Source organism: Luteimonas qiangzhengi, from assembly GCF_039548515.1.
In the GTDB taxonomy this organism is placed as follows: Bacteria; Pseudomonadota; Gammaproteobacteria; order Xanthomonadales; family Xanthomonadaceae; genus Luteimonas.
In genome coordinates, this window is the sequence record NZ_JBCLVE010000006.1 from 86,701 (window position 1) to 111,527 (window position 24,827).

The following is a 24,827-nucleotide window of genomic DNA, read 5'->3' on the forward strand; positions in this document are numbered from 1 at the left end:
CTGCCCCGCGTCGCGCCGATGTCAGCTGGCGGGGCGCAGCACCAGCACCGGCAGACGGGAGTGGGTAAGGACCTTCTGGGTCACGCTGCCCAGCAGCAGGGCATTGACCCCGCGCCGGCCATGCGAAGCCATGGCGATCAGGTCGCACCCGAGTGAGGTGGCGGTGCTGATGATGGCCTGGTCGGGGTGTTCGCTGCCGATCAGCTTCATCTCTGCTTCAACGCCTTTGGCGCGGGCTTTGTCCATGGCGCTGTCAAGAATGGCGTGTGCTGCCTGCCTGGCGTGCTTCTCGTAACGATCGCGGGTCTCACCGAAGTGTTCCGGCTCGGCGACAAAGCTGTAGAACGGCTCCACCACGGTCAGGATGGTGACCCGTGCGCCAAGGCTGGCGGCCAGTTCAAGGCCCTGTTCGATCGCGTGGACGGACAGCGGTGAGCCATCGGTGGGGAGCAGCAGGTGGCGATACATTCAGTTCTCCGAAGTGGGCGCGGCGGGCGAAGTCCCGGGCTTGTGCCGGATCACCAGCACGGGGATCGTGGAATGGGTCAGGACCTTCTGGGTCTCGCTGCCCATCAGCAGCGCGCTGACTCCGCGGCGTCCGTGCGAGGCCATCACGATCAGGTCGCAGCCGGCTTCGTCAGCGGTCTGCATGATGCTGGTATGCGGATGTTCGTCCTCGCCGACCAGCGTGGTCGCGGCAACCCCGGCGGCACTGGCTTTGGCTGCGGCCGCCTGCAGCAGCCGCTCCGCACTTTCGCGCGCGCTGCGCTCGTAGCTCACCCGCACGTCTGCCATCAGCTCTTCGGACAGGTTGAATGTGCGGAACGGTTCAATCACGGTCAGGATGGTCACCCTGGCGCCAAGCCTGGCCGCCAGGGCCAGGCCTTGATCGGTCGCCAGGTCGGACAGGGGCGAACCGTCCGTGGGCAGCAGAAGATGCGTGTACATGAACAGGTCCTCCCCAGAGGCTTTCAGGGTACGACAGAGGCGCTACCGACGCACGGCGCGGGCCACAGGTCTTCAGTCGGCGACGCAGCTGCTTGAATTGTAGAGCGTGGACAGCCGCTCGTACTCGATGCCCAGGGTCTGGGAATCGCGCCGGTCGGTGGCGAACTGCCACCGGAATTCGGTTTCCCGCAGCCTGGTCTCCCAGGCTTGGCACAGATCTTCCGCGGGTACCGGTTCGCATTCGTCGCGCACGCGCTCGCAGGCCAGGCCGGCGCCGATGCCCGGCACGCCGCCGATGCCGACGGTTTCCAGCGGACGGCAGTGTGGGTCAGGCTCTGCGCTCTCATGCAGATAGCGGGTGTTGTCGTAGCGGTTGCAGCGGAACAGGGCGGGTGGAGGCTCGCGCTCCAACGGCTCCTGCCCCAGCGTGGCGCTACCGGCGTGCAACTGCGGCAGGGCGGTCGGCCGCAGGACCCGTGACTCGACCTGGGGCGGGCGCATTGTCAGCGGCGGCGGCACGTCCACCACCCGGGCGCGTTGTGGCACGCCTTCCGGGCACGGGTCGTTCTGCACGGTAATGCTGCCGTCGGCCTCGGTGCACTGGTAGATGGTGACCGGGGCGGCAAGCGCGGACCAGGCCAGCAGCAGCGCCGGCAGCAACGCTGCCCGCTTCATTGCACGCCGCAGTCGTCGTGGAGCCGTGCGCTGATATCCCGTTCCTCTTCGCGCAGCATCGCGCGCTCGGTCGGCTGGGCATTGAAGATGCGGCGGCGGATTTCAGTGCGGCGATCTGTCAGCACGGTGCACACCCGGCTCTGCGGCAGCAGGTGGCAGGTATCACGGATCCAGCCGTCGCCGCCGCCGGGGCCGTAGTAAGGATGGCCCCCGCGGGGCGGACGTGGGCGCGGAGGCGGCGCAGCACCTTGCGGACGCGCAGGCGCTGTCAGGCTCGGGCCAGGGGAAGTGCTCATGCCGGGCGATGCGATGCCGGCGGCGCGCCGCTCGCCAATGCTGCGCGGACCGGGGGGTACGCCGGGGGCTGGTCCCGCGTGGGGAGCATTCCAGCCCCAGCCCGATACCGGTGCCGGGCGTGGATTGCCGCTGCCGTCGTCGCTGAGGTAGTGCTCGCCGTCCGGGGTCGTGCATTCGTACATGGGGCGCGGCGGGGCGCGCACGATGGTTGCGGGCGCCGTATCAGTTGCGGAAACATCAGCTGCGGGCACGGACGGTGCAGCGGGTGTCGGACTGGTTGAAGGAGGCGCGGGCGGTGGATCCTGGGGCCGGATCATGGATCGCACCTGCTGCCGTTCGCCGCTGGCACAGGGAAAGTCCTGCAGGGCCAGTCGTCCCTGCGCGTCGGTGCAGCGGTAGATCAGCACTTCGTCCGGCGCCGGGTCCACAGCCATCGCGAAGGGGGCAGCCAGGAGCAACAGAGGTGACAACAGCAGTGGCAACAACGGCATTCGCATGTCCCGATCATGCGCTGTTGCGGCGCGAGGTTAAAGCCGGGGGGTGGTGATCAGCGCAAAATGGTCCCGGTCAGCGCGTTGCGGATTGCAGTGGGCCTTTGCAAATCGCCGGTTTTGCCGCTGAGGATGGCGTCCACTCCGGCGCGGATTTCCACTGACAGTCCGGCCAGCGTCTGCGGCGGCGGAGCGCCGGCCACGTTGGCGCTGGTCGAGACGATGGGGCCGCCGAAAGCCGCGCAAAGGGCGATGACCTGCGGGTGCGCGCTGACCCGGACGGCGACGCCGGCGTGATCGCCGCGGATCCACAACGGAACCGCGGCGGTGGCCGGGACCACCCAGGTGTGCGGGCCGGGCCAGCTGGCGCTGACGGCATCGCGCCGCGCGCTGGGCAGCGCCTGCCAATCGATGAAGCAGTCGAACTGCTGGTGCGTTCCGGCAATCAGGATCAGGCCCTTGCCCACCGCGCGCTGCTTGAGCGCGAGCAGACGCAGGGTGGCCGCTTCATCCAGCGGGTCGCAGCCCAGGCCCCAGACCGCTTCGGTGGGATGGGCCACGATGCCCCCGCGGCGCAGGACGGCAGCGGCGACTTGGGCTGTGACAGTGGCGGCCTGGCTGGAATGCATGCGGGTTCCGACCCGATGGCTGCGCGTGCAGGACGCGCGCTACGGTGCTACCAGGGAGCGTCGTCGCCGGAGTTTTCCGCTGCGGGCTCCGCGGCGACGGCCTTCTTGGCAACCTTCTTGGTGGCTTTCTTGACGGCGGCCTTTTTGGCGACCTTCTTCGTCGCCTTCTTGGCAGCCTTCTTCGCGGCCTTTTTCACCGCTTTCTTGGTGGCTTTTTTGGCAGCCTTTTTGGCCGCTTTCTTGACCACCTTCTTGGCAGCCTTCTTGCCAAAGGCGCGACGCGCCGGCTTGCCGGTTTCCTCCATCAGCTTGATGACTTCTTCAAGCGTGAGCGAGGCTGGCTCGCGATCCTTGGGGATCTTGCCGTTGAGCTTGCCATCGCTGATGTACGGCCCGTAGCGGCCGTTGAGCACCTGGATGTCGCTGCCCTCGAACTCCTTGATGATCCGGTTGCGGATGATCTCTTCCTTCTCCTCGATCAGCGCAACGGCGTGATCGAAGTCGACGGTGTAGGGATCGTCCTCCTTCTTGAGCGAAGCGTAGGTGGTGCCGCGCTTGGCAAACGGACCGAAGCGGCCGATGCCCACGCTGACTTCCTCGCCCTTGTGCTCGCCGAGCACCCGCGGCAGCAGGAACAGTTCCAGCGCCTGCTCAAGGGAAATGGTGTGCATCGACTGGCCCGGTCGCAGCGAAGCGAACTTGGGCTTGTCTTCGGCATCCTCGGCGGTGCTGCCGATGGCGGCGTAGGGTCCGTAACGACCCAGGCGCACGCTGACCGGCTTGCCGGTCTTGGGGTCGGTCCCCAGCTCGCGCGCGCCGGTCGCCTGGCTGCGGTCGACCGACTCCATCTTGTCGTCCACCAGCTCCTTGAACGGGGTCCAGAACTTCTCCAGCAGCGGCACCCACTCCTCCTCGCCGCGGCTGACTGCATCCAGCTCGTCTTCGAGCCTGGCGGTGAAGTCGTAATCCACGTAGCGGGTGAAGTGGTTGGACAGGAACTTGGACACCGCGCGGCCCACATCGGACGGACGGAAGCGGCGGCTCTCCAGTTCCACGTACTGGCGGTACTGCAGGGTCTGGATGATCGAGGCGTAGGTGGAAGGGCGGCCGATGCCGTATTCCTCCAAAGTCTTGACCAGCGAGGCTTCGGTAAAGCGCGGCGGCGGCTCGGTGAAGTGCTGGTTGGCCAGGATGCGCTCCAGCGGAATGCGGTCGCCGGTCTTCATCAGCGGGAGCTTGCGGCCTTCGTCGTCTTCGTCGGCGTTCTTGTTGTCCTTGCCTTCCTCGTAGACCGCCAGGAATCCGGCGAACACCACGGTGGTGCCACTGGCGCGGAAGCTGTGCGCACTGCCGGCGGCCAGATCCACCGATACGGTGTTGAGCGTGGCCGGCACCATCTGGCAGGCCACGGCGCGCTTCCAGATCAGCTCGTACAGGCGGCGACCGTCATCGTCCAGGAACTTGGCCACCTGGGCCGGGGTGCGCAGGGCCGAGCTGGGGCGGATTGCCTCGTGGGCCTCCTGCGCGTTCTTGGCCTTGGTCTTGTAGAAGTTGGGTTTGTCGGGAACAGATTCAGTGCCGAAATCGCGGGCAATCACGTCGCGGATCTCGCCCAGCGCTTCACCCGACAGGCTCACCGAGTCGGTACGCATATAGGTGATCAGGCCGACCGTGCCTTCCTCGCCGATGGCCACGCCTTCATACAGCTTCTGCGCCACGCGCATGGTGCGGCTGGTGGTGAAGCCGAGCTTGCGCGAGGCCTCCTGCTGCAGGGTCGAGGTGGTGAACGGCGGCGCCGGACGGCGCTTGCGCTCCTTGCTGGTAACGTCGGTGACGTGCAGCGCGCCGGCGGCGGCCGCGGTGATGCGCTCGCGTGCCGCCTCGGCCGTGTCACCGTCGGTGATGGTGAACTGCTCGAATTTCTCCCCGTCCAGCCTGTTCAGCCGGGCCGAGAAAGGCTGAGACGGATGGGCGCACTCGGCGGCGATCGACCAGTATTCGCGCGAGACGAAGGCTTCGATCTCCTCTTCGCGCTCAACGATCATCCGCAGCGCCGGCGACTGCACCCGGCCAGCCGACAGGCCGCGCTGCACCTTGCGCCACAGCACCGGGGAAAGGTTGAAACCGACCAGGTAATCGAGCGCTCGGCGCGCCTGCTGCGCATCCACCATGCTGCCCGACACGTCACGCGGCGAGGCCATGGCCTCCTTGATTGCGCGCGGGGTGATCTCGGTGAACACCACCCGGTGCAGCTCTTTTTCCTCGAGCAGGCCGCGCTCGCGCAGGATCTCCACGATGTGCCAGCTGATCGCCTCGCCTTCGCGGTCCGGGTCAGTGGCCAGGTAGATGGCGTCGGCCTTGGCCGCGGCCTTGGCGATCGCCTCCACGTGCTTCTCGTTCTTGTCGATCAGGTCATAGCGCATCCGGAAGCCCTGTTCCGGATCCACCGCTCCCTCCTTGGGCACCAGGTCGCGCACGTGGCCGTAGGAAGCCAGGACATGGAAGTCCTTGCCCAGATACTTGTTGATCGTCCGGGCCTTGGCGGGCGATTCGACGATGAGAAGGTTCTTGGCCATCGGAGTCCGTGGTCGGGCGGGACGCGATTTGCAGCGGCCCGCGGGGGCAAGGGGAAGAGCAGCCGCCCGGGTGTTGCGGGGCGTTCAGGGTGCTCTTGTAACAGGAATCACACCCGAACGGGCGCCATCAAGCCAAACAGGCCCCCATTCAGGAGCCCGGGACGGGTGCGCATTATGGGCGAAAAGCCCCGGCGGGTCAGGCCGGGCGGATCAATGCACCGGTTCCGGCTCGTCCATGAACATCTGGGTTTCCATCCAGGCGTAGGCGGCCTCGCTACCGGGCTGGTTGAACAGCACCATCAGCACCACCCACTTCAGGTCGTCCAGATCCACGTCGTCCTGGTCCAGCGCCATGCTCTGGTGCAGCACCAGTTCACGCTGGTCGGCATCGAGCACGCCCTGCTGTTCCAGGAACATCAGAAAGCCGCGGCCATCCAGGTCCAGCTTGTCCAGCTCCGGGCCGGCATAGACGCGCACCGGGCCACCGGCGCGTGGCGCCGCCCGGTCCGGGCGCTGCCGGGCCAGATCGTCGAGCCAGTCGAATGCCTTGTTGATCTCAGTCGGGCTGAAACCGGCCTGCAACAGTCCCGCCTGCAGGGAATCCCGGTCGCGGATCAGGTCCGCCTCTTCGCTGAAGTAGTGCTCGAACAGGTAGAGCAGTACGTCCAGGATGCTTTCTTTCATTGCCTCTGCCTGCGTCCGCGGACGCCTTGTTCAGGATTTGCGGGAGTACCGGCCGTGCTCGGCAACCACCAGCCCCTCCAGCTCCATGAGCGGGAGCATGGAGGACAGGCGGGTTGCCGTCAATCCGGTGCGCTCGGCCAACAAATCCATACCTGTTGGGTCGTGGCCCAGCGCTTCCCACAATTTCTGGTAGTCGGGGTCGCCGGCCGGGCCGGCATCGGGTGTGCCCGGGCTGGCGGGCTGCTCCCCGGTTGCGGGGGTGTCCCGTGTTGTGGGGGCGGCCAGGCGCTTGCGCAAGGCCTGGCCCAGATGGGCGGCCATGGGCGCCAGCGTGCGGATCACTTCTTCGGCCGATTCCACCAGGGCCGCACCGCTGCGGATCAGGCGATGGCAGCCGCGGGCCTTGGGGTTGTGGATGGAGCCCGGTACCGCGAAGACATCGCGCCCGGCATCGCTGGCCAGGCGGGCGGTGATCAGGGCGCCGGACCGCATCGCCGCCTCGATCACCAGCGTGCCCAGGGCAAGCCCGGCCACGATCCGGTTGCGGCTGGGGAAATGACCGCTGCGGGCGGGGGTTCCCGGCGGGTATTCGCTGACCACGACGCCCTCGGCGCGGATCCGCTCGTACAGGGCGTGGTTCGAGCGCGGGTACATCTGGTCGATGCCGCAGCCCAGGACCGCCACCGTGACCCCGCCGGCATCCAGGGTGGCGCTGTGCGCGGCGGAATCCACGCCCAGCGCAAGCCCGCTGACAACGGCAAGGCCGGACCCGGCCAGGGCACGCGAGAACGCCGCAGCGGTGTCGCGCCCGCCGGCCGTCGGTGAGCGACTGCCAATCACCGCCACCGCCGGATGCCATAGCCGCGCAGGGTTGCCGATCACGAACAGCGCCAGCGGCGGCGAGGGCGCGGTACGCAGCAGGGCGGGGTAGTCGGGGTCGTGCCAGCCGATCAGGTGATGACCGGGCTGGGTCAACCATTCCAGGCTGCGGCTGTCTTCCGGGGCGCAGGACAGCGCATGCATCTGCTTCTGGTCCAGGCCGCAGGCCCGCCAGCTGCCGGGGCCTGCCGCCAGTGCGGCTTCCGGGCAAGCGTAGGCCTCCAGCAGCCTGCGGCGCGGCTCAGAGGCGCCCCCGGCGCCCAGTACGCGCAGCAGCGCGGCCTGCTGTTGCGGGGAGGAAGAGGGAGATTGCGTGGTCATGAGGGTCATGGTCATGGGGCCGGGCGTCGCATCCGTGCGTACCGGGCCATCCACCCTATCGCCACATACGAAAACGGCGCCCTGGGGCGCCGTCTCGATTCATCGTAGGAATTTGCCGCGTTGCCGCGTCAGCGCATCAGTAAGGCGCGTCCGGGTGCTTGAGGTGATAGCCCACCTTGGTCGGCTTGATGCTGTCCACCACCAGCGCGTAGGCCACCTTGTCGTAGGTGCGGAACACCATGGCATGGCCGGCGAACTCGTCCGGCAGGCGCACCTTGTTCTCGTAGAACACGGTATCCACATCGCGGTATTCACCCTTTTCCACACGGTCCACCGTATTGGTGCCCTCGCGCCAGACGGAGAACACGGTGCCGTTGTCCACGCCTTCGCGTGCGCCGATGGAGATGGCGATCACGTCACGCGGCCCACCGCTGGTGAGCATGTCGGACACCGCCAGCACGCGGGCGCGGCCATAGTCGGTCTGCTGCGCGGGCGGATGCGGGAAGAACTGCAGGTCGTAAGGCTGGGCGTTGACAGGCACCAGACGGTCGCCGATGCGGGTTTCGTAGCCTTCGTCATCCAGCAGCAGGGTGGAGACCTGGATGCCGCCGACTTCGCCGCGGGTCACGGTGCCCGCGCCCACGCGCATCAGTTCGTAGCCCAGCACTTCCTTGCCCTTGTCAGGCGTGACCACGTTGGTCCAGAACTGGCGGCTGTCCATGATCCGGCGACCGCGGAAATCCAGGTCATCGGTATGGAACAGGTCGCAGCACAGGCCGCTGCGCTGCAGGTGGTGGTAACGGACAGTCGGGCGGACCACGGTGAAGCGGTCGCCGGGGTTGGCGGCCAGGCCGCGCACGTAGGCTACTTCGCCCTCGGCCACGCGCAGGCGGTCTTCTTCCATGCCGACCACGTGGGGCAGGTGCTCGAAGCCGTCGACAATCTGCAGATCCTTGAGGAACGGCTCGATATCCGACAGCGCGATCGCGTTGATCGGTGCGGCATCAAGTCGCGGACCCGGCTGGACCTGGGCGCCGGTCACCCGGTCCAGGTAGGCCAGGCTGATCACGTCGCCCGGATAGATCAGGTGCGGGTTCTGGATCTGCGGGTTGGCCTGCCAGATTTCCGGCCACAGCCAGGGCCGGTCCAGGAACCGGCCCGCGATATCCCACAATGTGTCGCCACGAACCACCACATAGGTGTCCGGATGGTCTCCGCGCACTCCCTGTGCGGCGGCGAAAGTTGCAACGGTGAGCAGCGCTGCGGCGCAAGCCGTGCGCAGTCCACCGGAAAGGCAATTGAGTATGCCGGCCATCTAGTTGTTCCCCTTGGAGATTTCCCCTTGCAGCGCCGGCACTATGCCTACATGCCCGCGATCCGCGCAAGTGTGGCGGGCGTTACAATGCCTTCTGAACCCCACGGTTGTGATCCAGGCCCCCCTTTCCCCTTCTGCCATGTCCCTACTTCCCATTATTGAATACCCCAACCCACGCCTGCGCGTGGTCGCCGATCCGGTGGACCCCGGCAGGATTGCCGATGCCGCGTTCCAGCGCCTGCTCGATGACATGCTCGAGACCATGTACGAAGCGCCCGGTATCGGTCTGGCCGCGACGCAGGTGGACATCATGGAGCGGTTCACCGTCATTGACGTCACCGAGGAGGGCGAGCAGCCGCTGGTGTTGATCAATCCGGTGATCCGCGAGCGTTCCGTGGAACTGCGCGTCCACCAGGAAGGCTGCCTGTCGATCCCCGGCGTGTTTGCTGATGTCACCCGCGCCGACGGCTTGGAAGTGGAAGCGCTGGACCGGCAGGGCAAGTCGTTCGTGCTGCGTGCCGATGGCCTGCTGGCGACCTGCATCCAGCACGAGATCGACCATCTGGATGGCAAGCTCTTTATCGACCACCTGTCGGCGCTGAAGCGTTCGATGGCCATCCGCAAACTGGAAAAGCTGAGGAGAAACAGCGATTAGGATCGTCTTTGCGGGGACCCCGGAGTTCGCCGTCCCATCGCTGCGCGCGGCTGTGGCGGGCGGTGAGGTGGTGGGCGTCTATACCCAGCCCGACCGGCGCGCCGGCCGCGGTCGCCAGGTGGCGTTTTCGGCGGTCAAGATCGAGGCGCTCTCGCGTGGGATCGAGGTCTACCAGCCCGCCACGCTGCGCTCTGAAGAAGCGCAGGAGCAGCTGCGCGCGCTGGAACCCGACCTGCTGGTGGTGGTGGCCTACGGCCTGATCCTGCCGCGGGCGGTGCTGGAGATCCCGCGCTTTGGCTGCTGGAACGTGCACGCCTCGCTGCTGCCGCGCTGGCGCGGTGCGGCCCCGATCCAGCGGGCGATCGAGGCCGGCGATGCCGAGACCGGGGTGTGCCTGATGTGGATGGCCGAGGGCCTGGATACCGGCCCCGTGCTGCTGTCGCAGTCCACGCCGATCGCGGCGGAGGAAACCGCCGGCGAGCTGCATGATCGCCTGGCCCGCCTCGGCGCCCAGGTGCTGTCCGACGGGCTTGGCCTGCTGCGCGCAGGGATCCGTCCGGTGCCGCGGCCGCAGCCGGAAGAGGGCGTGACCTACGCCCACAAGCTGGAAAAAGCCGAAGCCCGGCTGGACTGGTCGCAGCCGGCGACGGTGCTGGCCAGCCGCGTGCGCGCCTTCCACCCCTGGCCGGTGGCCGAGGCGGAGCTGGCCGGCGAACGGATCCGGATCCACGCCGCGCAGGCGCTGCAGCATGACCATGCGGCGGCCCCGGGCACGGTGCTCGCCGCATCGCTCGACGGCATTGACCTGGCCTGTGGCGAAGGTGCGCTGCGCATCACCCGGCTGCAGCGGCCGGGCGGCAAGCCGATCGCTGCAGCCGATTACCTCAACGCCCGCCGCGATCTGCAGCAATGAAACGACCGGCTGGAACCGAATCGCGCGTCGCCGCGGCGCGCATCCTCGATGCGGTGCTGCATCGCGGCCGCTCGCTGCGTGTGGAACTCGCCGCCACGCTGCCCCAGTTCGCCGACCCGCGTGACCGCGCCCTGGTGGAGGCGATCTGCTTCGCCGTGCTGCGCAACCGTTCCCGCTACGACGCTGCGCTGGCGGCGTGGATGCCGCGGCCCTTGCCCGCCCGCGACCGTCCCCTGCGCGCCCTGATCCACGCAGGCTTTGCCCAGCTCGATCCACTTGGCCTGCCGGCCCATGCCGCCTTGGCGGCCACGGTGGAAGCGGTCCGCGCGCTGGGCCGCCCACGCCAGGCCGGGCTGGTGAACGCGCTGCTGCGTCGCGCGCAGCGCGAAGGCCTGCCGCCTGCCGACCCCGCGGGGCTGTGGCCCGAGTGGCTGCTCGCCCAGCTGAAGGCCGATTGGCCGCTGCAACTGGACGGCATCCTTGCCGCCAGCGCCGAGCCTGCGCCGATGTGGCTGCGGGTCAACCGGCGGCAGGGCGGGCGGGATGATTATCTTCAACGCCTGACCGAAGCCGGGATAGACGCGCAGGCGATCGATGCGCTGCCCGATGGCCTGTGCCTGCCACGGTCGCAGGCGGTGGCGGCGCTGCCCGGCTTCGACGATGGCGCCGTGTCCGTGCAGGACGGCTCCGCCCAGCTGGTGGCCGACGCGCTGGCACCGGCTGCCGGCGCGCGGGTGCTCGACGCCTGCGCCGCGCCCGGCGGCAAGGCCGCGCATCTGCTTGAACGTGACCCCGGCCTGCGCATGCTGGCGCTGGATGTCGACGCCGCGCGGCTGGTTCGCGTGGAGCAGACCCTGCAGCGCCTGGGCGTGGCCGGCCAGGCCGAACTGAAGGCCGCCGACGCCGCTGACACCGCAAGCTGGTGGGACGGCAAGCCGTTCGACGCGATCCTGCTGGATGCGCCTTGCTCAGCGACCGGCATTGTCCGACGCCAGCCCGACGTGCCTCTGCACCGACGCGAGTCGGACCTGGAAGCACTGCGGAAAATACAGGCCGGGCTGCTGGACGCGCTGTGGCCGCTGCTGCGTCCGGGCGGGGTTCTGGTCTACGCCACCTGCTCGATCCTGCGGGCGGAAAACGCGGCGCAGGTGGAAGCGTTCCTCGCCCGCACCGCCGACGCCACCGCAGAGCCGCTGGATCACCGTTTCGGTCGTGCCGACGGACCCGGTCGTCAGCGACTGCCCGGTGAGGACGGCATGGACGGGTTCTTCTTCGCGAGGCTGCGGCGCGGCGACAGCTCACGTTCCGGGCAGTAAACTCCGCCCATGCGCATCGTCCATGTGCTACTGACCTCACGCTTTGCCGGCACTGAGCGCCACGTGCTGGAACTCACCGCCGAGCAGGCGGCCAACGGGCATGAGGTGACCCTGATTCTGAGGCGCAAGGCTGCGCGCAAGCGCGCCAATGCCATTGCGCACCGCGTGGATCCGCGCGTACGGGTTGAGCTGGTGCATGACTTCCTGGCCCGCTGGCCGGCGGTGGCGCATGCGCGGGCCCGGGTCCGCGCGCTGGCGCCCGACATCGCGCACGCCCACCTGGGCTCCGCCTCGAACGCGCTGCGCGGACTGAGCGGGTTTCCCCGGCTGGCCACCCTGCATATCGACTTTGATCCGAGCCATCACGGCCATCTGGATGGGGTGGTCGCCATCGCGCCGTGGCAGCTGGAACATCTTCCCGAACCGCTGCGCGCGCGCAGCGTACAGATCGACAACTGGGTGCAGCCGCGGCAGGTGGAGCAGGGCGCGCGCGAACGGCTTCGCGCCTCGATGGGCGTGGCTCCCGACGAATTTCTGTTCGGCAGCGTGGGGCGGATGGAGGACTGCAAGGGCATGGACGTCCTGCTGCAGGCCTTCGACCAGGCGAATTTGCCCAAGGCGCGGCTTGCGCTGGTGGGGGGAGGAAAGCGCTGGCAGGCGCTGCGGGCCAGCGCGCCGGAATCAGTGGTCATGCCGGGCTTCGTCGAGCGGCCCGAAGACTGGTTGGCCGCATTCGATTGCTTTGTCAGCGCTGCTCGCAGCGAGCCGTTCGGACTGGCCCTGCTGGAAGCGATGCAGGCGGGATTGCCGGTGGTCAGTACCGCGAGCGGCGGGGCTCGGCACCTGGCTTCCCGCATCGGTACGGAGCTGGTGCCACCCGATGATGCCGGGGCCCTGGCCGCTGCGCTGGCGCGGATGCCGTTGCAGCCCGGCCAGCGCCGGCAGTACCGGCTTGATGACCTGCGGGTAGGGCAGAAGGCAGCCGAGTTGGACGTGTTCTATCGCGCCGCGCGCCAGCGGCTGGGGCTGGCGGTGTAGATCCGCCTAGGGCAGTCCGCGCCAGGCGTTGATAACGTCGGCGACAGCGATGTCGGCGACCCGGGCGCGGCCTTCCGGTTCGCCGCCCAGGGTGATGACCGGGCCGGGTCCGATCGGGCGCCACAGCGACGGCGGCGCGGCGCCGAACAGCACCACCAGCGGGCAGCCCAGCGCAGCGGCGGCGTGGGCCGGGCCCGTATCCACCGAGATCATGCTGTGGGCCTGCTCGAGCAGGGCGAACAGGCGCGGGATCGGCAGGTCGTTGGCCAGGTTGCGAACGCGCGGGTCATTCCCGGCGGCGCTGCGGATGTCTTCCAATACCTCGTGCTCGGCAGGCGAGCCGCACAGCACCACCCGCGCCTGTGGCTGGTCTTCGAGCACCGCTGCCGCCACCGCAGCCCAGTGTTCGGCAGGCCAGTGTTTGGGATGGTCGGCGGTCATGCGTTTGCCGCGCTTGTGGGTGCGCTTGTTGCCCGGCTGGAACAGCACCAGCGGCCCCTCCAGGTCCTGCGCCCGGCGCCACTGCGTCAGTTCGGCGCGGTTGGCTTCGGGCACCACCAGTTTTGGCAGGCGGAACGGGGCCGGGTCGGCGTCCTTTGTTGCGTAGCGCTGCGCTGGATCGCGCATGCCGAACGCCAGCCAGCGGTCCGGCCACAGCATCGGCGTGGCCAGCTCTTCAGGCGTGCGCTCGATGAGGTCGTCCGGGTGCACGCCGCCGCGTTCGATCAGCCGACGCATCTCCGGGTCCGGATCGCACAGGTACACCGGGCCGCGGCCGCGACGTCGCAGCCAGCGCACCAGTTCCCACTGGCTCGGGCACAGCAGATAGGGGGTTTTGCGGCTGGTGACCATCTGCAGGTGGCCCAGTTCGGGCGCGTGTGCGAGCACGGGCGGAGTCCAGCCGCCGGAGCTGATCACGTCCACCGGGCTGTCGTGGCGCGCTGCCACCAAGCGCATCAGGGTGGTCAGCATGACCATGTCGCCGAGCGCGCCGCAGCGCACGATCAGCGGGGGAGCGTGGGGTGGGGCGTGGGGTGGGGCGTGGGGTGGGGCGTGGGTCGTGTTCACCATCGCAGCGGCCTCCTCGCCACTTCAGGTCCAAGTTGTTGCAGCAGGGCGTGGGCGTCGGCTTCGGGCAGGTAGCGGATCCGCAGCGGCGGCGACAGGGCGCCGGCACCGGCGGTGTCCAGCCACAGCGAGGCCATGCCCAGGCGCCGGTCCAATGGCCCCTGGCGCAATTGCAGCGCCTGCAGCTTGCCGATCTCGGCGAACCGCCAGTGGCGCGACCACCAGCCTTCGCGCACGGCCACCAGTTCCCCCTGCAGACAGTAGCCGGCACGGCGCGCGTGCTGGCGGGCGACAACTACGCTCCAGGGGATCCACAGCAGGGCCAGCAGGCCCCAGGGGCCGAACCGCCAGCACAGGGCGGTGCAGGCGATCAGTGCGAACACGGTGCCGCCCAAAGCCAGCCGCAGCCAGGCGTGATGGTGAAGCGATTGCCACTGCTGCGGCGGCCATTGCAGCTGCGGCAGTAGATGACGGACCAGCGCATCGCAGCGTTCGCCGCTGGCCACCGGCGCCAACTCGTTCAGGCCGCGCTCTTCGTTGCCGCGCTGGACCACCGCGGTGTCGATGCGCAGGCTGCGGCGCCGGAACAGCCGGTGGGTCACGGTTTCCACCAGCGTCCAGGCCTGGATCCGGCGCCGTGGCACGCTGTTGCGACGCCGGGTCAGCAGGCCGCGGCCGACGGTCAGGCGGCGGCCGTGTTCTTCAAGGCGGAAGTCGTGGTATTGCACCAGCGCCAGCAGCACCGACAGCGCCCGCAGGGCGATGAGTGCGGCCAGCCCGATCATCACCGCGCCGAGGACCATGCCGGTCCATCCCGGCACGAGGCTGCCAGCATGGCCGAACGCCTCGCGCCCATAGCGCGCCATGGCCTCGGCGGTGTCGTCGTCGGGCAGGAACTGCCAGGCCACCGCCATGACGCCCGCCACCACCACCATGCCGCGGTTGGAGATCAGCCCCAGGCGCACCACCTCCGCGGTGGGCAGGGCGAGCAGGGTGTCCCCTTCCGGGTGCGTGTGGTCCGCGCTGTCCGAGGTGGAAACAGCCTCGCCGCGTCGCCGGATCAGTCGCTCCAGTGCCAGCGCCTGGTTCAGCTGCAGGACCTGCATCACCGCTTCGGGCTTGTCGCCGCTGGCTGATTCCAGCCGTACTTCTGCCACCTGGAACACCCGGTGCAGCAGGGTCTGGTGCACGGCCACGTCATGGATGCGGCTGAACGGGATCTGGCGCAGGCTGCGCTCCAGCAGGCCGCTGCGCACAAACAGGCTGTCTTCACCGATCCGGTAGCGCCAGGTGAAATAGCGCCACACGGCGGCGGTCACCAGCACCACGGCGGCCACACCCGCGGCCATCAGCTGCCAGCTGTCCTCGCCGCGTCCGCCGAAGATCAGCAGGGCCAGCAGCGGCACCATGAACTGCTTGATGTTGCCGACCAGCACGAACAGCCACGATGCCGGATGCAGGCGCCGTTCCTGCTGGGTGGGCAGCGTGGCCGCGCCCGTATCCGCGTCTGCGGCCGGGTCGGAATCAGGCGTCGTCGTCATCGTTTTCCACCTGGCGGGCGAGGTGGTCGCGCAGGCGCTCGGCGTCGTCCTCGTCCAGCCCCGGCACGGCCACGGCGTGCTGGCGGGTGCCGGCGGTATGCACCAGCAGGGTCGACAGGCGGAAGCGACGCTCCAGCGGGCCGCGGCGGATATCCAGGTGCTGCACCCGCGAGGCCGGCACCCGGGTCTCGCTGCGCCACATGCGCCCGCGACGCAGGGCGAACCCGTCTTCGTCCAGCAGCCACCAGGTGTAGCGGAAGCGGCGCAGGCCCATCCATGCGCCCATGGCGACCAGGATGATCCACAGCAGGGCTGCCGCGGCCACCAGGGTGGGGCGACCGGTCGCCACCAGCGCCGTGCCTGCGATGGCCAGGGCGATCAGGGTCGGAATGCCCCAGCCCAGCGCGCCGGAGAGCATGAACAGTGGCCGCGCCCGCGCCGGCAGCGGCTGCCAGTCGGCTTCTTCCGGGCCCTGTGCTGCGTCCGCCAGGCCGGGCAGGCCCAGGTCGTCCAATTCGATCATGTGCGCTCGCGCTCGTAGGGATTGGGTTCGTTGCTGCCGGCCGGGCGCCAGCGCCAGCGCTTGTAGGTCCACTGGTACTGGGCCGGATCGCGGCGGGCGATGCGCTCGACCGCTGCGTTGAGCGCGGCGGTGGCCACCTGCGGGTCGGGATCGGCGATGTCGGTCGGAGCGGGTTCGATCCGCAGGGCGAACTCCGGCCCCGGGCCCACCCGCTCGCAATAGGCGAACAGCACCGTGGCTCCGGTGCGCGAGGCGAGCCGGCCCAGCAGGGTCATGGTGAGCGCGGTCATGCCGAAGAACGGCACGTATTCGCCGTCACCGGCCTTGGGCTGCTGGTCGGGGAGGATGCCGGTGACGCCGCCGGCGCGCAGCAGCTTGAGCAGATGGCGCACGGCGGCGGGGCCATCCGCGCGGATCTGGGTCACCTGGTCACCGGCGTCGGCACGGACCCGGCGCAGGAAGGCTTCGCCCACCTCGGCCTCCGGCGGCCGGTACAGCACCGAGATCGGGGTGCGCGATGCCAGCCACTGGTTCAGCAGCTCCCAGTTGCCGTAATGCGGCGCGGCCACGATCAGCCCCTTGCCGGACGCCAGCGCAGCATCGAACAGCTCCACCCCCTGGGTCTGGCGGATCAGGGCCAGGTTGTCCGCGTGCGGACGGGTCCAGAAGCGCATGGTTTCCAGAAACTGGCGCGCGGTGGTGCGCAGGATCGCGCGATGCCATTCCTCGCGCTCCGATTCCAGCATCTGCGGATAGGCGATCTGCAGGTTGACCCGGGCCACGTGGCTTTCGCGCGTGTCCAGGCGGCTCGCGAGCACGGCGATGCTGTCGCCAAGCCGGTACAGCAGCGACCACGGCAGGCGCCCGAGGGCGGCGGCGAAAAAGTACAGCAGGGCGGAAACGAAGCGGGCCATCGGCCAAGTCTATACAGCGGTAAGATGCGGCGCTTCCATGAGACTGCTTTCGCCATGCTTGCCCTGATCCAGCGCGTCACCCATGCCAGCGTCAGCGTCGACGGCGAGACTGTCGGCGCGATCGGGCCCGGTCTGCTGGCCCTGGTGGGGATTGAACCCGGGGATGGTGACCCCCAGATAGAGCGCATGACCACCCGGCTGCTGGGTTACCGGGTGTTTGCTGACGAAGCCGGGCGGATGAACCGCTCGCTCACCGATACCGGTGGCGGATTGTTGCTGGTGAGCCAGTTCACCCTGGCTGCCGATACCCGCTCGGGGATGCGTCCGGGCTTCAGCACGGCCGCCGCGCCCGAGGAGGCCGAGCGGATTTTTGATCGCCTGGCCGTCCACTGCCGGGACAATCACCCCGCAGGGGTGGAAATGGGCCGCTTCGGTGCCCATATGGTGGTAAGCCTGGCCAACGACGGCCCGGTAACGTTCCTGCTTCGCGCCTGAACAGGGCGCGGGCAATCGTCCCGTAAGCCGTCCGGATCCGGCAGGATACCGACCCGGCTGGTATAATTACGGGTTCTGTTTTTTTCAACTCCTAATTTGGTAGCACTCCCCTATGGCCATCGACCGTCAGGCGCCACAGTCCGACATCAAACAGCTCATCAGCAAAGGTCTGGAGCAGGGCTACCTGACCTATGCCGAGGTCAACGACCACCTGCCCGACGATCTGGTTGATCCGGAGCAGCTGGAAGACATCATCGGCATGATCAACGGCATGGGCATCGCGGTCCATGAGACTGCGCCCGATGCTGAAACGCTGCTGCTGGCCGGCGAGTCCGGCGGCAACCGCGACGTTGACGATACCGCTGCCGAAGAAGCCGCGGCCACGCTGACCGCGCTGGACGCTGAAGGCGGTCGCACCACCGACCCGGTGCGCATGTACATGCGCGAGATGGGGACGGTCGAGTTGCTGACCCGCGAGGGCGAGATCGAAATCGCCAAGCGCATCGAGGAAGGCCTCAACCAGATGCTGGCCTCGCTGGGCACCTTCCCGCTGACCGTCCAGCAGCTGCTGGAAGACTACGAGCTTCACAAGGAAGGCAAGAAGCGCCTGCCCGAGATCATTGCCGGCTTCAACGACTACGTGCTCGAGGAGCTGGCTGCCGAAGCCGAAGCAGCCGCCGAGGAAGAAGCCGAAGAAGAGGGCGTTGAGGAAGAGGTTGCCGAAGACGCGGACGACGTGGAGGTCGAAGCCGAGGACGAGGAGGAGGAGAAGGAAGCCGCTCCCACCGGTCCCGATCCCGAAGAGATCGCGCGCTGCATCGGCGAGCTGGCCGACGTCTACGCCAAGTTCGAGCGTGCCCACGCCAAGCACGGCTCCGAGCACGCCTCGGTGATCAAGCTGCGCGAGGAGATGGCCGCCGCGTTCGTGATCTTCAAGCTGCCGCTGCCGTTTGTCGACGTGCTGGTCAAGCGCCTGCGCGAGGCCGCCAACGGTGTGCGCAGCCATGAGCGCCAGGTGCTGCACCTCACCACCCGCGTGGCGAAGATGCCGCGCCGTGACTTCCTGCGCGTGTGGGACGGCAACCAGACCAACCTGGACTGGGTGGACGAGATGCTCAAGCGCAAGCAGAAGTGGGCATCCGGGCTGCGTGAGGTGAGGGATCAGGTCATCGCCGAGCAGGAATCGATGATCGCGCTCGAGAAGGAAATACGCGTCACCCTGCCGGAGCTGAAGGAAATCAACCGGACCATGGCCTATGGCGAAGCCAAGGCCAGCAAGGCGAAGAAGGAGATGGTGGAGGCCAACCTGCGCCTGGTCATCTCGATCGCCAAGAAATACACCAACCGCGGGCTGCAGTTCCTGGACCTGATCCAGGAGGGCAACATCGGCCTGATGAAGGCGGTGGACAAGTTCGAGTACCGCCGTGGCTTCAAGTTCTCGACCTACGCCACCTGGTGGATCCGCCAGGCGATCACCCGCTCGATCGCCGACCAGGCGCGCACCATCCGTATCCCGGTGCACATGATCGAGACCATAAACAAACTGAACCGCATTTCCCGCCAGATGCTCCAGCTGTACGGCCGCGAGGCCACGCCGGAAGAGCTGGCCAAGGAAATGGAGATGCCCGAGGACAAGGTTCGCAAGGTGATGAAGATCGCCAAGGAACCGATCTCCATGGAGACCCCGATCGGCGACGACGAGGACTCGCACCTGGGCGATTTCATCGAGGACACCAACGTGGAGTCTCCGATGGACAACACCACCAACATCAACCTGTCCGAGACCGTGCACGACGTGCTCGCCGGGCTGACGCCGCGCGAGGCCAAGGTGCTGCGCATGCGCTTCGGTATCGACATGAATACCGACCACACGCTGGAAGAGGTCGGCAAGCAGTTTGACGTCACCCGTGAGCGCATCCGCCAGATTGAGGCCAAGGCCCTGCGCAAGCTGCGCCATCCGAGCCGGTCGGAGCAGCTGCGGAGCTTCCTGGATATCGACTGATTCCAGGCGCTGCCGTAATACGTTGGAGAAGCCCGCCTTGTGCGGGCTTCTTTTTTTGGTGCCCGGCTCACCCCAGAGACGATGGCGGCGCTTCTCTGTAGGAGCGCGCCATGCGCGCGAAGCCGCGTGACCTTGACCACCCCGTCGCCCCCTCCTGCACACCCCAACCATGACCTCCCTGCGATGCTCCGGCCCTCAACCGGGTAGGAGGTCGAACATGGCGGAACGGGTGGACGTGGCAATCATCGGCGGTGGCCCTGCGGGACTGACCGCCGCAACCTACCTGCGCCGCTTCCTGCGCAGCGTGGTGGTGCTGGACGCTGGCGACAGCCGCGCCCGCTACATTCCCGAGAGCCACAACTGCCCCGGCTTCCCGCAGGGGGTGGCCGGCACCGAGCTGCTGCAGCGCATGCGTGAGCAGGCGGAAGGAGTGGGCGCGCAAATCATCCGGGCGCGGGCCGATGGCCTGCAGCGGACCGAAGACGGATACACCGTACTGGCCGGCAATCAGAACTGGCACGCGGCGAAGGTGATCCTGGCCACCGGGCTGGCCGATCGCCTGCCCGACGGCGACTGGGCGGAAGAAGCCATCGCCAGCGGCGCCCTGCGCCTGTGCGCCGTCTGCGACGCCTACGAGGCCCGCGACACCCACATCGCTGTCTACGGCCCTGCCAGAACCCTGCCCGCACACGCCCGCTTCCTGCGCAGCTATGCCAGCCGGCTTTCTTTGTTGCCGGAGGACGGCGAGCTTGATCCCGAATCCGCGGCGGAGTTGCGGGAAATGGGAGTAGAGATATTCGCTCCGGGCGGAAGTCTCGCCTACGACGGCACCCGCTGCATCTGGCATGCGCTCGACGGCACCGCGACCGCCTTCGATACCGTCTATCCCTATCTCGGCTACGAGGACCGCAACGCGCTGGTGGCCGACTGGGGCCTGCAGGCGGGCGAGGAAGGCGAACTGCAGGTGGACAGTCACCAGCAGACCAGCCGCCCCGGCCTGTATGCCATCGGCGACGTGGTCAGCGGTCTCAACCAGATTGCCGTGGCCGTAGGCCAGGCCGCGGTGGCGGCGACCCATGCCCATAACAGCCTGCCGTTACGGGCGCGCGGATGAGCATCTGCGATGCCGGAGCAGGTAAGATTCCCGGTGCAACGGGCCTATAGCTCAATGGTTAGAGCAGAGGACTCATCGGAAGGTGACCCCGGCACCGTAAGGGCCGGTGGAAAAACGGGATGAATTCAGGGGAACCTCAGCGGCGGCAGCGATGCCGGACGGTGGCAATCCTGAGCCAAGCCGGCGGTACACCGTCGGAAGGTGCAGAGACTACCTGGGGACTTGAGCGTCCTTGATAACAGGCTGGAGCGTCCCGCACCCCACCAGCGCAGGCTGAGGGTGATGAGATAGTCCGCGCCGGGCGGAAACGCCCGGGTTAAGTGAATCCTTTGGTTGCAGGTTCGAGTCCTGCTGGGCCCACCATTTGCCAATCCGCATCAACCGCACCGGGAGCACGCGCGTGCTCCCGCTGGTCAGGACATCGGCTCCGGTTCCACCATCCGGCCGATCCGGGGTGGCAGTGGAATGAACTCCTCGTTGTCCAGGTCGGGCAGCTTCATCCTGCCGGCGGCCCAGTCGGCGCGGGCCTGTTCGATGCGCTCCTTCGACGAAGACACGAAGTTCCAGTCGATGTAGCGATGCCCCACCGGCTCGCCGCCCAGGGCCATGACCACGGCGTCGCTGAGCGCGGTGACCGTGGCCACTTTGCCGACTGCGAGCACTGCCATGTTGCCCACCTCCACGCGCTGGCCGTCCACCTCGACGTCGCCGCTGGTGACATAGATCGCACGCTCGGTGTATTCGGCTGGCAGCGAGGCGCGCGCGCCGGCGCGCAGCTGCCAGTGCACGTAGAACTGCGGCGAGTCGATCTGCACCGGCGACTCCACGCCCGCCAGCCGCCCGGCGATCAGGCGGCCGGTGACGCCGTCCTCACCGAATACCGGCAGCGCCTCGCTGCCGTAATGCCAGAACCCGGGGTCCATTTCCTCGCGCTCGTCGGGCAGCGCGACCCACAGCTGCACGCCATCGATCGGTCCGCCTTCCACCCGCAGCCGGTCGAAGCGCTCGGAGTGGGTGATGCCGCGGCCGGCGGTCATCCAGTTGACCTCACCCGGCCGCACCGGCTGCGCGGAGCCGAGGCTGTCGCGGTGCATGATCTCGCCTTCGTAGAGGTAGGTGATCGTGGTCAGGCCGATGTGCGGGTGCGGAAGCACATCGGCTTCCACGGGCAGGCCGGGCGCCAGGTCCTTGGGGCCCATGCGGTCGAAGAAGATGTAGGGCCCGACCATGCGGCGTCTGCCGAACGGCAGCACCCGGCCGACTTCGAAGGCCCCCAGATCGCGCTTGCGCTGGGGGATGACAAGTTCGATCGCTGAAGTGTGCATGCGCGCTCCTGATCAGATGCCGCCTAGGGTGACAGACGATCAGTCACGCTTCACGCCTCAGAAGTTCAGCCGCAGCCCCACCATGTAGCGTGCGCCGAAGGCTTCGTACTCGGACACCCGGTGGCGGGCGCCGTCGTAGCGGATGCCCGGCTCCTTGAGCAGGTTGTTGGCTTCCAGGAAAACCTCGGTATTGGGGTTGAAGCGGTAGCTGGTCTTGAAGTCCAGCCGTCCCACCTTGTCCCAGTAGGTGTCACCCAGATAGTCGCCGTCGCCGATACCGTCGATCCACTCGCTGCGGTGCTGCCAGCTCAGGCGGGTCGACAGGCCGTAACGCTCGTAGGACAGCGCCAGGTTGTAGATGAAGTCCGACGAACCCGGCAGGGCCACCTTGCGGCCATCGGGGGTTTCGGTCTCGCTGTCGTTGAAGGTCATGTTGCCGCGGATACCGAAACCCGCCGCCCACTCGGGCAGCCCCCAGCGCTCGACGAACGGCTCCAGGGTCTGCGAGAAGGCCACTTCAATGCCGGCCAGGTGGCCCTTGCTGCCGTTGGCAGTCGTCTCGTAGATGTACTCCGAGCGATCCAGGCCGGGCCGGTCCAGCACGTCACTGCCAAAGCGCGAAAACTCCATGTCGAACAGCACGTCGTCCAGCCACTTGTAGTACGCGCCGACCGAGAAGAACGCGCCGGACGGCAGATACCACTCCAGGTAGGCGTCCAGGCCCGCGGCCTTCTCCGCTCCCAGGTCCGGGTTGCCGCCGCTGACCACCTGCTCTTCGTCATCAACGCTGAAGTTCGGACGCAGCAGGGTGAAGTCCGGACGCGCGGCGCCGGTGTTGGCGGACAGGCGCAGCTTGAGCTCGTCGTTGATATCCCAGTTCAGGTGCACGCTCGGCAGCACCACGGTGTCGCTGCCGGACACGCGCACCGGCTCGAACCCGCTGTCGTACTGCACCAGCGCCTCGCCGGTGTTGTCGACCGACTCCACGCGCACGCCGGCCACGATGTTCCCCCAGTCAAACCAGGTGGTGGCCATCGCGTAGGCGGCCAGGACTTCCTCGGTGACCCGGTAATTATTGGTTTCCGCATCCCCGGCACGCACGTTGCTCAAGCCCTGCCCATGCAGGCCCGACCACAGCTTCCTCGCCTCGGCCTCGGAAAAATAGCGAAACGCGTACCCCAGCGGCAGCTTGCCCTTGTAGGGGCGATCGATCGAAAAATCAGACGGCGACGGCAGCTGCACCCCTGCAGCGGTCAGCGTGCCGGGCAGGATTTCCAGCACGTGGCGGGTGTCCTCCTTGCTGCGCTTGTCGTACTGCACGCCGAACTGGATGTCGGACGCCTGCCCGAACAGGTCCAGTGCCCGGGTCAGGTCGAGTCGGCCGCTGCGTGAGCGGCTGTCCTGCAGGCGGCTGGTTGAACGCAGGTACACGAACTCGTAGTCCTGCGGATCGAGCGAGCGCTTGTAATTGCCCCGAGAGAAGCTCCCGTCCGGATTGACGATGGTGTCGTACAGGCGCACACCGTGACGCTCGCGGTCGGTGAAGTCGTACTCCACCGTGGGCCGCTGGCTGTAGTCCACCAAGCCCCCGGGCCGCGGGCTGCGCCAGGAGGAGTTGAAGGATGGTCCGTGTTCTGACTTGGACTGGGTGTAGTTCAGCCGCCACGAGGCATCCCATTCGCCAAGCCGCTGGTCGCCGCCGAGCGTATTGGTGAAGATGCTCTGGGCGGTGCTGTTGGCGTTGAGGCTGCTGTCCAGTTCGACGCCATAAATGTTGCCCTCAAGCGGGGTGTTGCCGCTGCGCACGTCCGCGTAACCGCGGGTCACTGCAGCCTGGTTGGTGCGCTGGGCGCTGTCGTCGAAGTCGAATTCCATTGCGTTGCGCAGTTCGTCGTCGGTGAACTCGGTATGCACCGTGCTCAGGAAGAACCGGTGGTCCTGCGAGGGCCGGAAGTCGAACCGGCTGGCGAGCGCGGTGTTGCCGCGGGTCAGGCGGTACAGCTTGTTCTGGTGCGCGTCGGCCCATGCGCGGCTGTCGTTGCCCGGCTCGCGGTCCTCCGACGCCATCTCCCAGTCGGTCTCGAAGTTGTCGGTGATCATCTCGCGCTCGTAGGCCGAGGCGGTCAGCGCAACGCCGAACAGACCGTCGGCGAACGTGTTGGAGATGAACCCGCTGACGTCGTACTGGCGTCCGCCACCCAGGTCGTTGTAGCCGATGCCGGTGTTGAGCGAGGTCTGCAGTCCGTCGTAGTCGAACGCGCCGCGGGTGATGATGTCGACGTTGCCGGCCAGGGTCTCGCCGGACATGTCGGCGGTCACCGCCTTGCGCACGATCACCGAGTTGGCCAGACCCGAGGGGATGGTATCGGTGCGTGCGCTCTTGCCGCCGGGAGCGATCACGTTGACGCCGTCAAACGAGATCGTGCTCCAGCGCGAGGGCGCGCCACGCAAACTGATGGAACGCTCCTGGCCCTGGTCGCGCTCGACCGCGACGCCGGGCAGTCGGCCCAGCGCGGCGGCGATGTTCTGGTCGGGGAAGTGGCCGATGGAGTCGGCCGCGACCACGTTCACCAGCGCATTGGAGGAGCGCTGGATTTGCAGCGCCATGGCCTCGGATTCGGCCTGCGGGCGGGAGGCCCGCACCTGGATGCCGTCGAGGGTCGCCAGGTCGCTTTCCAGGCCCGTCTCGCCGACCACCACGTTGGCGGTAGTCAGCGCGCCGGCCACCACCGTGACGCTCTCGCGCCTGGTTGGTCGACCGACGTAGCTGAGTTCAATCGTGTGGGCGCCCTCGGGTATCCGGCGCAGCAGAAAGCGTCCTTCCGAATCGGTCACGGCCACCACGTCCATGCCCTGGACGCGGACTTCGGCACCGCGCAGGAATCCACCCTGGGCATCGCGCACCACGCCGGTTATCTCGCCGGCCTGCTCCACGCTGATACCGCGCAGCTGCGCATCCGCGTCCGCGTGTGCAGTGCCTACAGGCGCGGACACGCCCAAGGCCAACATCACGGCGCAGAACAGCACCGACCTTGCATTGTTACGAACCACGACTGCACCCCTGATTGAACCGGACCATCCCGGCAGGAGTGCTACGTTATTGGGCGA

Annotated in this window: 22 protein-coding genes; 7 read left to right on the forward strand and 15 right to left on the reverse strand. The window is 67.8% G+C overall.

All coding sequences use genetic code 11. The annotated features are described in order from the left end of the window. Positions 1–21: 21 nt before the first annotated feature. The 9 genes from WCE59_RS05665 to WCE59_RS05705 all read right to left on the reverse strand — a co-directional run bounded on the left by WCE59_RS05665 (position 22) and on the right by WCE59_RS05705 (position 8,815). Positions 22–468, reverse strand: coding sequence for a universal stress protein (locus WCE59_RS05665; RefSeq protein ID WP_343257760.1), 447 nt, complete (start codon positions 466–468; stop codon positions 22–24). Next, positions 469–948: a universal stress protein gene (locus WCE59_RS05670; protein WP_343257761.1), complete on the reverse strand. Its 480-nt coding sequence runs from the start codon at positions 946–948 to the stop codon at positions 469–471. Between the two features lie 72 nt (positions 949–1,020). Beyond that, the gene (locus WCE59_RS05675; protein WP_343257762.1) at positions 1,021–1,623 is read right to left on the reverse strand and encodes a DUF4124 domain-containing protein; all 603 of its coding nucleotides are present in this window, start codon (positions 1,621–1,623) and stop codon (positions 1,021–1,023) included. Continuing rightward, positions 1,620–2,417 (reverse strand): hypothetical protein, encoded by a 798-nt coding sequence (locus tag WCE59_RS05680; RefSeq protein ID WP_343257763.1) that lies wholly within the window; start codon positions 2,415–2,417, stop codon positions 1,620–1,622. Before WCE59_RS05680 ends, WCE59_RS05675 begins: the two co-directional genes overlap by 4 nt. 50 nt (positions 2,418–2,467) lie before the next feature. Continuing rightward, positions 2,468–3,040 carry a Sua5/YciO/YrdC/YwlC family protein gene (locus WCE59_RS05685; RefSeq protein WP_343257764.1) on the reverse strand — a complete coding sequence of 191 codons (573 nt, stop codon included), beginning with the start codon at positions 3,038–3,040 and terminating at the stop codon, positions 2,468–2,470. A gap of 47 nt (positions 3,041–3,087) precedes the next feature. Further along, the gene (locus WCE59_RS05690) at positions 3,088–5,616 is read right to left on the reverse strand and encodes a DNA topoisomerase I (RefSeq protein WP_343257765.1); all 2,529 of its coding nucleotides are present in this window, start codon (positions 5,614–5,616) and stop codon (positions 3,088–3,090) included. 210 nt (positions 5,617–5,826) lie between these two features. Then, on the reverse strand, positions 5,827–6,300 hold the full coding sequence (locus WCE59_RS05695) for a DUF494 family protein (RefSeq protein ID WP_343257766.1): 474 nt from the start codon (positions 6,298–6,300) through the stop codon (positions 5,827–5,829). Positions 6,301–6,330: 30 nt separating this feature from the next. After that, positions 6,331–7,509, reverse strand: coding sequence for a DNA-processing protein DprA (dprA, locus tag WCE59_RS05700; RefSeq protein WP_343257913.1), 1,179 nt, complete (start codon positions 7,507–7,509; stop codon positions 6,331–6,333). A gap of 127 nt (positions 7,510–7,636) precedes the next feature. Next, entirely contained in the window at positions 7,637–8,815 is a 1,179-nt protein-coding gene (locus tag WCE59_RS05705; RefSeq protein WP_343257767.1) for a LysM peptidoglycan-binding domain-containing protein, read from the reverse strand. 139 nt (positions 8,816–8,954) lie between these two features. On the opposite strand from WCE59_RS05705, the gene def reads away from it, so the two are divergent. From def to WCE59_RS05725, 4 genes are read left to right on the forward strand one after another with little or no spacing between them, the layout of a single operon-like run. Further along, positions 8,955–9,470, forward strand: a complete 516-nt coding sequence (def, locus tag WCE59_RS05710) for a peptide deformylase (protein ID WP_343257768.1) — start codon at positions 8,955–8,957, stop codon at positions 9,468–9,470. After that, the gene (fmt, locus tag WCE59_RS05715; protein WP_343257914.1) at positions 9,466–10,383 is read left to right on the forward strand and encodes a methionyl-tRNA formyltransferase; all 918 of its coding nucleotides are present in this window, start codon (positions 9,466–9,468) and stop codon (positions 10,381–10,383) included. Before def ends, fmt begins: the two co-directional genes overlap by 5 nt. Beyond that, positions 10,380–11,699, forward strand: coding sequence for a 16S rRNA (cytosine(967)-C(5))-methyltransferase RsmB (gene rsmB / locus WCE59_RS05720; protein ID WP_343257769.1), 1,320 nt, complete (start codon positions 10,380–10,382; stop codon positions 11,697–11,699). Before fmt ends, rsmB begins: the two co-directional genes overlap by 4 nt. 9 nt (positions 11,700–11,708) lie before the next feature. Further along, entirely contained in the window at positions 11,709–12,737 is a 1,029-nt protein-coding gene (locus WCE59_RS05725; protein WP_343257770.1) for a glycosyltransferase, read from the forward strand. Between the two features lie 6 nt (positions 12,738–12,743). Here the strand turns inward: WCE59_RS05725 and WCE59_RS05730 are convergent, their stop codons facing one another. Genes WCE59_RS05730 through WCE59_RS05745 form a run of 4 tightly spaced genes read right to left on the reverse strand, consistent with a single transcriptional unit; the run spans position 12,744 to position 16,783 of the window. Further along, positions 12,744–13,805, reverse strand: a complete 1,062-nt coding sequence (locus WCE59_RS05730) for a glycosyltransferase family 9 protein (RefSeq protein ID WP_343257771.1) — start codon at positions 13,803–13,805, stop codon at positions 12,744–12,746. Continuing rightward, on the reverse strand, positions 13,802–15,346 hold the full coding sequence (locus WCE59_RS05735) for a PH domain-containing protein (RefSeq protein ID WP_343257772.1): 1,545 nt from the start codon (positions 15,344–15,346) through the stop codon (positions 13,802–13,804). Before WCE59_RS05735 ends, WCE59_RS05730 begins: the two co-directional genes overlap by 4 nt. Further along, a complete protein-coding gene (locus tag WCE59_RS05740) occupies positions 15,330–15,869 on the reverse strand; it encodes a PH domain-containing protein (RefSeq protein WP_343257773.1) in 540 nt (179 codons plus the stop codon). The genes WCE59_RS05735 and WCE59_RS05740 overlap by 17 nt, the downstream gene beginning before the upstream one ends. Continuing rightward, positions 15,866–16,783, reverse strand: coding sequence for a lauroyl acyltransferase (locus WCE59_RS05745; protein WP_343257774.1), 918 nt, complete (start codon positions 16,781–16,783; stop codon positions 15,866–15,868). Before WCE59_RS05745 ends, WCE59_RS05740 begins: the two co-directional genes overlap by 4 nt. 54 nt (positions 16,784–16,837) lie before the next feature. On the opposite strand from WCE59_RS05745, the gene dtd reads away from it, so the two are divergent. The 3 genes from dtd (at position 16,838) to WCE59_RS05760 (ending at position 20,394) form a co-directional block, all read left to right on the forward strand. Next, a complete protein-coding gene (dtd, locus tag WCE59_RS05750; RefSeq protein ID WP_343257775.1) occupies positions 16,838–17,278 on the forward strand; it encodes a D-aminoacyl-tRNA deacylase in 441 nt (146 codons plus the stop codon). A 112-nt stretch (positions 17,279–17,390) separates the two neighbouring features. Continuing rightward, entirely contained in the window at positions 17,391–19,280 is a 1,890-nt protein-coding gene (gene rpoD / locus WCE59_RS05755; RefSeq protein WP_343257776.1) for an RNA polymerase sigma factor RpoD, read from the forward strand. A gap of 217 nt (positions 19,281–19,497) precedes the next feature. After that, the gene (locus WCE59_RS05760) at positions 19,498–20,394 is read left to right on the forward strand and encodes an NAD(P)/FAD-dependent oxidoreductase (RefSeq protein ID WP_343257777.1); all 897 of its coding nucleotides are present in this window, start codon (positions 19,498–19,500) and stop codon (positions 20,392–20,394) included. Between the two features lie 413 nt (positions 20,395–20,807). Here the strand turns inward: WCE59_RS05760 and WCE59_RS05765 are convergent, their stop codons facing one another. Together WCE59_RS05765 and WCE59_RS05770 are read right to left on the reverse strand one after the other, a co-directional pair. Continuing rightward, positions 20,808–21,719, reverse strand: coding sequence for a pirin family protein (locus tag WCE59_RS05765; RefSeq protein WP_343257778.1), 912 nt, complete (start codon positions 21,717–21,719; stop codon positions 20,808–20,810). Between the two features lie 57 nt (positions 21,720–21,776). After that, on the reverse strand, positions 21,777–24,770 hold the full coding sequence (locus tag WCE59_RS05770) for a TonB-dependent receptor (protein ID WP_343257779.1): 2,994 nt from the start codon (positions 24,768–24,770) through the stop codon (positions 21,777–21,779). Positions 24,771–24,827 lie beyond the last annotated feature (57 nt).

Coding starts and splice junctions, on each gene's coding strand:
- WCE59_RS05680 (WP_343257763.1), bottom strand. CDS start 2,417: ATGCGAATGCCGTTGTTGCCACTGCTGTTGTCACCTCTGTTGCTCCTG.
- rsmB (WP_343257769.1), top strand. CDS start 10,380: ATGAAACGACCGGCTGGAACCGAATCGCGCGTCGCCGCGGCGCGCATC.
- WCE59_RS05740 (WP_343257773.1), bottom strand. CDS start 15,869: ATGATCGAATTGGACGACCTGGGCCTGCCCGGCCTGGCGGACGCAGCA.
- rpoD (WP_343257776.1), top strand. CDS start 17,391: ATGGCCATCGACCGTCAGGCGCCACAGTCCGACATCAAACAGCTCATC.
- WCE59_RS05705 (WP_343257767.1), bottom strand. CDS start 8,815: ATGGCCGGCATACTCAATTGCCTTTCCGGTGGACTGCGCACGGCTTGC.
- def (WP_343257768.1), top strand. CDS start 8,955: ATGTCCCTACTTCCCATTATTGAATACCCCAACCCACGCCTGCGCGTG.
- WCE59_RS05695 (WP_343257766.1), bottom strand. CDS start 6,300: ATGAAAGAAAGCATCCTGGACGTACTGCTCTACCTGTTCGAGCACTAC.
- WCE59_RS05760 (WP_343257777.1), top strand. CDS start 19,498: ATGGCGGAACGGGTGGACGTGGCAATCATCGGCGGTGGCCCTGCGGGA.
- WCE59_RS05745 (WP_343257774.1), bottom strand. CDS start 16,783: ATGGCCCGCTTCGTTTCCGCCCTGCTGTACTTTTTCGCCGCCGCCCTC.
- dprA (WP_343257913.1), bottom strand. CDS start 7,509: ATGACCCTCATGACCACGCAATCTCCCTCTTCCTCCCCGCAACAGCAG.
- dtd (WP_343257775.1), top strand. CDS start 16,838: ATGCTTGCCCTGATCCAGCGCGTCACCCATGCCAGCGTCAGCGTCGAC.
- WCE59_RS05765 (WP_343257778.1), bottom strand. CDS start 21,719: ATGCACACTTCAGCGATCGAACTTGTCATCCCCCAGCGCAAGCGCGAT.
- WCE59_RS05685 (WP_343257764.1), bottom strand. CDS start 3,040: ATGCATTCCAGCCAGGCCGCCACTGTCACAGCCCAAGTCGCCGCTGCC.
- WCE59_RS05675 (WP_343257762.1), bottom strand. CDS start 1,623: ATGAAGCGGGCAGCGTTGCTGCCGGCGCTGCTGCTGGCCTGGTCCGCG.
- WCE59_RS05670 (WP_343257761.1), bottom strand. CDS start 948: ATGTACACGCATCTTCTGCTGCCCACGGACGGTTCGCCCCTGTCCGAC.
- WCE59_RS05725 (WP_343257770.1), top strand. CDS start 11,709: ATGCGCATCGTCCATGTGCTACTGACCTCACGCTTTGCCGGCACTGAG.
- WCE59_RS05665 (WP_343257760.1), bottom strand. CDS start 468: ATGTATCGCCACCTGCTGCTCCCCACCGATGGCTCACCGCTGTCCGTC.
- WCE59_RS05735 (WP_343257772.1), bottom strand. CDS start 15,346: ATGACGACGACGCCTGATTCCGACCCGGCCGCAGACGCGGATACGGGC.
- WCE59_RS05690 (WP_343257765.1), bottom strand. CDS start 5,616: ATGGCCAAGAACCTTCTCATCGTCGAATCGCCCGCCAAGGCCCGGACG.